The sequence below is a fragment of the Sneathiella sp. genome (assembly GCF_029233945.1).
Taxonomy (GTDB): Bacteria; Pseudomonadota; Alphaproteobacteria; order Sneathiellales; family Sneathiellaceae; genus Sneathiella.
Map to the genome: position 1 here is coordinate 21398 of NZ_JARGOQ010000045.1, position 8471 is coordinate 29868.

General features: G+C 49.9%; 7 protein-coding genes. 4 read left to right on the forward strand and 3 right to left on the reverse strand.

From position 1 onward, the window contains the following. Nucleotides 1–68: 68 nt before the first annotated feature. A complete protein-coding gene (locus P1U71_RS13775; protein WP_301106191.1) occupies nt 69–1991 on the reverse strand; it encodes a PAS domain-containing sensor histidine kinase in 1923 nt (640 codons plus the stop codon). 238 nt (nt 1992–2229) lie between these two features. Here P1U71_RS13775 and P1U71_RS13780 point away from each other — a divergent pair, with 238 nt between their 5' ends. After that, the gene (locus P1U71_RS13780; RefSeq protein ID WP_301106192.1) at nt 2230–3372 is read left to right on the forward strand and encodes an NAD(P)/FAD-dependent oxidoreductase; all 1143 of its coding nucleotides are present in this window, start codon (nt 2230–2232) and stop codon (nt 3370–3372) included. Nucleotides 3373–3447: 75 nt separating this feature from the next. Here the strand turns inward: P1U71_RS13780 and P1U71_RS13785 are convergent, their stop codons facing one another. Beyond that, nucleotides 3448–4917, reverse strand: coding sequence for a catalase (locus P1U71_RS13785; protein WP_367281196.1), 1470 nt, complete (start codon nt 4915–4917; stop codon nt 3448–3450). Between the two features lie 271 nt (nt 4918–5188). Between P1U71_RS13785 and P1U71_RS13790 the strand changes: the two genes are divergently transcribed. After that, on the forward strand, nt 5189–5884 hold the full coding sequence (locus tag P1U71_RS13790; protein ID WP_301106193.1) for a DUF1194 domain-containing protein: 696 nt from the start codon (nt 5189–5191) through the stop codon (nt 5882–5884). A 15-nt stretch (nt 5885–5899) separates the two neighbouring features. On the opposite strand, the gene P1U71_RS13795 is transcribed toward P1U71_RS13790, so the two are convergent. Continuing rightward, entirely contained in the window at nt 5900–6736 is an 837-nt protein-coding gene (locus P1U71_RS13795) for a sulfotransferase domain-containing protein (RefSeq protein WP_301106195.1), read from the reverse strand. A gap of 243 nt (nt 6737–6979) precedes the next feature. On the opposite strand from P1U71_RS13795, the gene P1U71_RS13800 reads away from it, so the two are divergent. Together P1U71_RS13800 and P1U71_RS13805 are read left to right on the forward strand one after the other, a co-directional pair. Then, nucleotides 6980–7747, forward strand: a complete 768-nt coding sequence (locus P1U71_RS13800) for a tetratricopeptide repeat protein (RefSeq protein ID WP_301106196.1) — start codon at nt 6980–6982, stop codon at nt 7745–7747. A 218-nt stretch (nt 7748–7965) separates the two neighbouring features. Continuing rightward, nucleotides 7966–8457 (forward strand): Arm DNA-binding domain-containing protein, encoded by a 492-nt coding sequence (locus P1U71_RS13805; RefSeq protein WP_301106197.1) that lies wholly within the window; start codon nt 7966–7968, stop codon nt 8455–8457. The last annotated feature ends 14 nt before the right edge of the window (nt 8458–8471 follow it).

The following is an 8471-nucleotide window of genomic DNA, read 5'->3' on the forward strand; positions in this document are numbered from 1 at the left end:
TCATTAGCAGAAAAAATACTGCTACGCTACATAAAGATTCACATGTAACACGTGGATTTTTGATCCGTTCAAGGTCGGGCTATCAGGTTCAGGTGGGGGGTACCCTGCTGCGGGCCAACGACCCGGGATTTCGGCAAGCGTATCTCAATCACGGTACCCGGCTTTTCCGTATTGCTGCTGATTTCTAGCATGCCGCCATGCAATTCAACGATGGACTTGGCAAGCGGCAGGCCGAGGCCGGTTCCTTCAATCGATTTGGAAATTGAATAATGCGTACGGCCAAACGGGCGCATCACATTCTTGATTTCTTCTTCGCTGATCCCGTAACCGTTATCGATTATGTAAAGAGAGATGAAATTATCCGAATCTGCCGACAGATCCAGTTCAATATGCCCTTTTTCCGGCGTAAATTTTATAGCGTTATTCACAAGGTTGATAAACACCTGCTTGAGCTTTCTCTCATCTGCACGTATCTGGATATCAAGGCGATCCGACATAGAGAAGCTTATCGATTTTTCATTCGCCTTGGCAGCCAGCATTGTTTTCGTCGATTCCACCACTTTCAGGAGATTAAATTCCGCTTCCTGAAGCTCGATGGAATCGGCTTCCAAACGCGAATATTCCAGGATATCATCGATCAAGGAAAGCAGATGCCGACCCGATGACTGGATATTATCGGCGTATTCACGGTACCGATCATTCTCAATCGGGCCAAAAATCTCTTTAGCCAAAACTTCGGAAAACCCTATCACTGCATTGAGCGGCGTCCTGAGCTCATGGCTCATATTCGCAAGAAACAAGGATTTCGATCTCGTTCCCTCTTCCGCTTCCAGTTTCGCCTGTATCAATTCACGCTCGAACATATGCTGGGTCGTAATATCTTGGAGCGTCCCGCTGGCCCCAATCAGAGTACCATTTTCACTAATGTTTGCACGTCCGATAAGCCGGACATAGATTATCCTGCCTTCATCATGCACCACCCGGAACTCTGCTTCGAATGGTTCAATATTTTCGGTTGCAGTCTCAAAGACTGAACGCAGGCGTGCCAAATCATTCTTATGCACCCGCGATACGAAGTTACTATAGCGTTGTTCTATTTCACCCGGTTTATACCCCAAAATGCGGAAAACCTCGTCAGACCATTCATGTTTGCCAGCATCAATACTATGCATCCAGCTTCCGATATGAGCGATGGCCTGAGCTTCCTCAAGCTTAGCGCGATTTTCCTTAAGGGTCTGTTCGCGGACTCGGATATCCGTAATATCCGTTCGAATTGATACCGTGCCTCCAGCTTTTGTTTTTGTCTCGGACAATCGATAAACACGCCCGTCGTCAAATTCCTGCTCCACCGGGTCCGACGGATTTTGATGTTCTTTGATCCGTACGGCTATATAATCCTCTTCCCGACCGACGGCTTCTGCCACACGTCCCAAATCAACCATATGACGGACGAGATCATTAAAATGTATGCCGGGCTTCACCTTGTCGATTATGTCCTTGTACCGCTCACGATAAGGGTTGTTGCAAATATAAAGTCGGTCATTCGCATCGTAGATGGCAACGGCTTCCGGCATCGATTCAATCGCATCGAGAAGTGTATTTTCGGCGGTTTCTGCGCGGGCAATCGCCATTTGTAGACGTTGATTTTGCTCCCGTTGCTTCTCTTCAGATACTATTCTTGCCTGGATCTCCTGATTGAGCCGCTCAATAGCTGGAAGCATGCGCATCAAGCCAACCGAAACGAGTACGAGACCCGGCAAATAAGCAACAACACGCCAGACTTCCAGCGAGCTTTCATTACTAAAACCGATGTCGAATGCCGAGCCATCGCCAACGAACAATACATCAATGAGAGACGCGAATACCACGATAAGCAGGCCGTAATTTATCAGATCCCGCCCTATTTTGACGTGAGTAAGCCGCTTTTTCCGCCTCCAGAACACGGCAAGCATGACAAGCAAGCAGATGAGAATGGCTAACTCACTTAGCATGAGCTATGTCCCTTGCGTTGCCCGGCACGCAAGCAATTGCGATCTCTAGTCAAATTATTTTCCCGGCTCAAACAGTTCAGGTTTACCTAATGTTAACTGGAAAGTATTGAGCATCCGTTAACCAACAGAATAAGGTTCTTATTTGCCTTCCTGAACAACCGACTTTGATTTAGCCGGGAAAAATTATATGATCCGGCCTATTGTATGTATGTGTGATTTCTAAGAGGAACGTACTGGTTTGACGTCGAAAATTCTGATTGTAGGCGCCGGAATTGCGGGTCTGTCTATTGCCCAATGGCTTAGCAGGTTCGGGTTGGACTTCGAAATAGTTGAAAAACGGTCATCGGAAACTGTCGCACATACCGGCATCGTTCTTCCTTTCAATGCCGTCAGGGAGCTTAAAGATCTTGGCATGCTAGGTCGTCTTGAAGGCCAATATTTCCAAGCTTCAACAATCACCTACAGCAAGGTAACCGGCAAGATGATCAAGGTAGCAAGCTTGACGGAGCCGCCGTTCGAGAATGATCAGTTCATCGCACTCAAACGGAAGGACCTTGACAGCGCCCTACTCGAGGGGCTTGAGAGAAAAGTACGATACAACACGGAAATATTGACTGTGGAACATAGCGATGACGCCGTCAATATCACCTGCACGAACGAACTTCTTAACGGGGCCTATGACCTTTTGATTGCTGCGGATGGGATTAATTCCCTTGTCCGCCAGAAAAATTACGAGGGGCAGGAAATGCTCACCGATCATAATGTTATCGGCTGGCGGTTCGTTGTTCCCTACCCTGAGCACACGTTGCAACCGCTGCATATGATCGGCCAGACAGACCTTCTCACGATCTATCCTCTCAGCGATGATGCGCTCTATTGCTATGGTCATGTGTATGAGGATCTGAATGACATCACTCTAGGCGAAAATGCACGGGAGAATATCAAGAAGGTTTTTTCGGGTTACGGCGGTCCGATCCCGTATATTCTATCCCAGATCGACGACGTTGAAATTCTGACAAGCCGCTTGAAATCGGTTGTTAAGCCCTGCTTCTTTGACCGGCGTGTTGCGTTCGTCGGTGACGCTGCCAACGGATGCTCCCCCTTGATTCAGCAGGGCGCCGCGATGGCGCTTGCCGATAGCCGCTGCCTTGCCGATGCTTTGGCAATGCAAAATGTCGAACAAGCGCTGATAACCTATCAGGCAAGAAGAGAGCGAAAGGTCGAGCGAACCATCCGCTTTGCCAACGCTCCGCTCAGCCATCTACAAAATATGCAAAGCTGGGTCGGCCGGGGCATCCGCGATCTTAAAATCCGAGCCGTGGGACCGCCCGATGTCAATGCCTGGAAAAAGCTCGCAACGGATCGACTGTTTCTTTCCTGAATAGAAATGTTCGGGAGTCACAGCAAAAAAGCCCCTTGAATATTGCTTTCAAGGGGCTTTTCTCTTGGGCATCATTTATGCGGCTTTGGCGCTCTCCGATACAGTGGTACCGAGCTTAGCGGCAACACCTTCCGCGTAGGCCGGGTCAGCTTTATAGAAATGACCGAGCTGTCGCTGGACGATTTCCTCCGGCACACCCTGCATTGCGGCGGCGATGTTGGAGAAGAGCCGATCCTTTTCCCCCGCATCGAACAGGTTAAAGAGCGCTCGCGGCTGTGCGTAATCATCGTTGCCTTCCCGGTGATCATACCTATCTGCATCGCCGGAAACTCGATATGGCGGCTCGCGATAGCTCTCATCTTCCACCGGACCACTCATCGAGTTAGGCTCGTAATACGCATCCGGATTGCCGGTATCATTCTGGAAAAACCGCATCGCCCCATCCTTATGATAATGATTCACGGCAGATTTCGGTGCATTGATCGGCAACGCCTCATAATGCGTGCCGAGACGATGACGGTGGGCATCCGCATAGGAGAAGATGCGCGCCTGCAGCATTTTATCGGGGCTAACCCCAATCCCGCGCACAACGTTGGACGGGCTGAAGGCAGCCTGCTCTATTTCCGCGAAGTAATTGTCCGCATTGCGGTTGAGTTCCATTTCACCGACTTCGATCAATGGATAATCCCCATGCGGCCAGACCTTGGTCAGGTCGAAGGGGTTGTAGGGCGTCTTCTCGGCGTCCGTTTCCGGCATTACCTGCACAAATACTGTCCATTTCGGAAACTCTCCGCGCTCGATTGTGCCGAACAGCTCTTCCTGATAAGTCTCACGGGACTCGCCGACAATCTTTGCGGCCTCTTCATTTGTATAATGTTTATGCCCTTGTTTCGTTTTGAAGTGGAACTTGATCCAGAACCGCTCTCCGTCTTCATTCCAGAAGCTGTAGGTATGCGATCCATAGCCATTCATATACATCGGCGCCACAGGCAACCCGCGATCGGACATCAGGATCGTCACCTGATGCAGGCTTTCGGGCGATAGGGACCAGAAATCCCACATCGCGGTTGGGGACCGTAAGTTCGTCCGCGGATGGCGTTTTTGCGTATGAATGAAATCGGGAAACTTCAGCGGATCACGCACGAAGAAGACAGGCGTATTATTGCCAACCAAATCCCAGTTCCCTTCCTCAGTGTAGAATTTAAGCGCAAATCCCCGCACATCCCTCTCAGCATCCGCCGCGCCCTGCTCTCCGGCAACGGTTGAGAACCTGGCAATCATCGGGGTTTCCTTGCCAATTTCGGAAAAGATCTTCGCCTGGGTATATTTTCTGATGTCATGAGTAACCGTAAATGTGCCATGGGCGCCCCAGCCCTTGGCATGCACAACACGCTCAGGAATACGCTCCCTGTTCTGATGGGCAAGCTTTTCAAGCAGTTGATAATCCTGCATAAGGAGAGGGCCGCGCGCACCTGCTGTGAGGGAATTTTGGTTGTCACTGATCGGAGCCCCGGCCGTTGTCGTCATGGTTTTGCGCTTTGACATGATATCTCTCCAAAGAAGTCTCTTGTGTGGTATTAATATGGTATATTGTTAGTTAGAATTATTCTAAATAATGTCAAGGCGACGCAATATTTTTTACTTCTCAGATCAATTTCTTTTGATCATTGGTAATGGCACGGTGCCTGCGCCGAAGATTGCGCTGGCTTTGGCACTTGACCCACCCCTAAAATTAACAAATTATATCTTCCTTATGTTACCGGTGTGAGGACAAGAGATGCTCCGCCATATACTAGGCGCAATCCTGATAATACTGATGACCTTCTGGAGCTTGTCGAGCACAGCGCAGGAAGAAACAAAGGTCGGGCTTGAACTCGTGCTGCTGGCCGACGCGACTGGCTCTATCGATGATGCTGAAATTTTATTTCAACGGGAAGGCTATGCCAAGGCCATCACCGACCCAAATGTCATTTCGGCAATTCAAACAACTATTTATGAAAGAATCGCTGTCACTTACGTAGAGTGGGGAGATTCTAATTCACAGGATATTGTAGTGGGATGGCAAATTATCGACAGCCTGGAAAGCGCCCAGAAGTTTGCGGGAGAACTACGACAACGCCCCAGAAGAGCACAAGGTTTCAACGCCATCGGTACCGCGCTACTATTCGGGAAAAGCCTTATTGAAAATAATAATTTCTGGGGTTTCCGTCGGGTTATTGATATTTCAGCCGATAGCGCCAACAATTGGAGCGGGCCTCCGATAGAGCTTGCCCGGCAGGAGGTTGTCGCTGCCGGCATTACCATCAACGGCCTAGCCGTTCTTTGCCGTTATTGCTCCGGCCGGCCCAATAGCTATGATCTGGAGCAAGCCTTCGAAGAGCAAATCATCGGCGGCAACGGGGCCTTTGTTATAACGGCGGATAATGCCGATACCTTCGCCGCGGCGGTCAGGAAAAAGCTCATTCTCGAGATTGCTGATACATCTGATAGCGGTAAGGCAGCATTGAAATAAATTATTATCCGCGACCTATTGGGAGGAAGGTAGGTAACCATATTCTTCCATGACATCCGCATGGGCAGAAACGATACGTTTTACCTGATCATTGCTTAAGACCGTTTTCCATTGCCCGGCCTTGCCGACCCGAAAAAACTGCTCGTTTTTATCGGATTGTTCAATAAACCCTTTTTCCTTCTCTTGCTTTCGGGACGTATTAAAAGAAGAAAACTGAATCGCCTTTCTTAAACGCGGTTGTGGCGGCTCCAGCCCTAAAAACCGGGCCAGAGATCCAAAGGCCCTAAGCGGTTTGAGCAGCATGTCTTCATAGCGCATAACATGTAGCGCTGATCGTTGCATCGCCTGCCAGGAGGCAACATGCTCAGACCAAGAACTGAGATAATCCGGCCCCGCCGTGGCCGAAGCACCGATACGGGTTTTGCGCTCATTCATCATGTCGATCCCTTCATCGATCGTCAGGCCATAATGATCGGCAACGGAGATCACTGTATCCAGTGGATTGCGTAATATATAGATAGCGCCAGCGGTATATTCTGGCGTAATCAAGGGAATGCCATAACTCTCGCCAAGAAAATGATGGGTTTTTACGAAAACTGAGTCTGATCGGATACGGGTGTAGGCCTCATGAACTTTAGGGGTGAGAGCAGAAATATCACGCTCGCTCAGGCACTCATAAGGACGCCCGGCAACCTTCTCATACCAGAATTTGCTGTTGTCGCTCAGGGTCAGACTATTCATCTGATTAATATTGGCGGGCGCCGCGCCATTGAGGAAGAGATTATGCAGAAACGTGCGCAGCCAGGTATTTCCGGATTTTGGATAAGACGCTAGCCAGACAATGCCGCCCATATTGAAATCCTTAACCTTTTGAAGGAATTACAGAGAACTTTCAAGAGGATACCCACAGTTAGGCCGGCACTCAACGATCATGGTGCGTCGCACCATTTTTTTTATGGTGTTTTGTAATAGTTGTTACACTTTCCCGCATTTATGTTACTTTCAGGCCTCTAATCAGGGAGGGAAGCGGCAAGACGGCATCGGGGAGGAACGCACCTCCGCTTTGCTGATCGCCGGGTGATATGAGGGGCTGTCATGAGTGAATTGGCTGCGACGCAGGGGTGTGCTGACGCGCAGTTCGACCTTGGAATGCAGTATCTTTTTGGCCGCAATATGGACCAGGACTACGGTGCTGCGGTGAAATGGCTCGGGCTGTCGGCAGACCAGGGCCACGCCGATGCGCAATATAATCTTGGCTTGATCCATGCCCGGGGGATGGGCGTCCAGCCGGATGACCGGGCCGCCTTGCACTATTACAGGATGGCGGCGGAGCAAGGAAATGTCGCCGCCTGTTATAATCTCGGCCTCATGTATAACAATGGTATCGGCGTGGCCAGGGACGACGAAAAGGCAGTTAGATGGTACCGCCGGGCCGCGGATCAGGGGGATGCCGACGCGCAGAACAACCTTGGTTTAATGTATGATAACGGTCGTGGTGTTAAAAAGGACCCTGATCAGGCCGTTGCCCTCTATCGCGCAGCGGCTGAACAGAACCACGCTGGCGCTCAGTACAATCTGGGACTGATGCACACGCTTGGCATCTGCGTGGAGCAGGATTTCAAAAAAGCTTTTGACCTTTTCAACCTGTCGGCGGAAAACGGCGATATCGATGCCCAATACAATCTCGGCTTGATGTATTTCGACGGCTGCAGCACGCGGAGAAACCCCGCAATGGCCCATTTCTGGTGGACACTGGCGGCCGCGCAGGGGCATTACGCCGCAGCCGAAAATCTTACGCTACTGGAAGCCACAATGTCCCCCCGGCAACTCGCCGCCGCGCGAAAAGAGGCCGACATACTTTAATATTGGCTCTTGATAGACTTACAGGGTTATCAAGAAGTAATGCTTGGTTGCGGGGGTCAGATTTGAACTGACGACCTTCAGGTTATGAGCCAAACTGACCTATGAGTAATGCAGATTACGCTATTGTAGTAAACTATTATAATAGCTATCTATTTTCCGATTACTCGTTTAATCAAGATGCCTTCGATATAGCGTAATTTACGGAAATAGGTAGCCCTATGGTAGCCCCAAACGATAAATTCAATTTTGTGAAGAAGACACTTTTGAGCCTCCCTACTCCGCCCAGAGGCAAGCGTTTCTCGTTTAAGGACGAGAAGGTCGGCGGGTTAATCCTTCGGGTGACGGACACCGGCGCAAAGACCTTCCAGCTCTACCAGAAGCATCAGGGACGGCCTGTACGGGTAACGTTGGGCAAGTTCCCCGATATGACCATAGAGAACGCCAGACGGGAGGCGACGAAGGCTAAAGGGGCTTTGGCGGACGGCACCAACCCCAATGTTGCCAAGAATAGACTTCGGAAAGAGATTTCCCTCAAAGAGCTCTTTGATCTGTACATGGAGCGCTATAGCAAGGTTGAGAAGAAAAGCTGGGCTTATGATCAACGGGAAATCAGAAAATTCCTGTCTCACTGGTTTAACCGCAAGATATCCGATATCAGCAAATACGAGATCTGTTCGTATTCAGGGTATTTGAGACAGATCATGGTCTGATTTAAGAGAGGTTT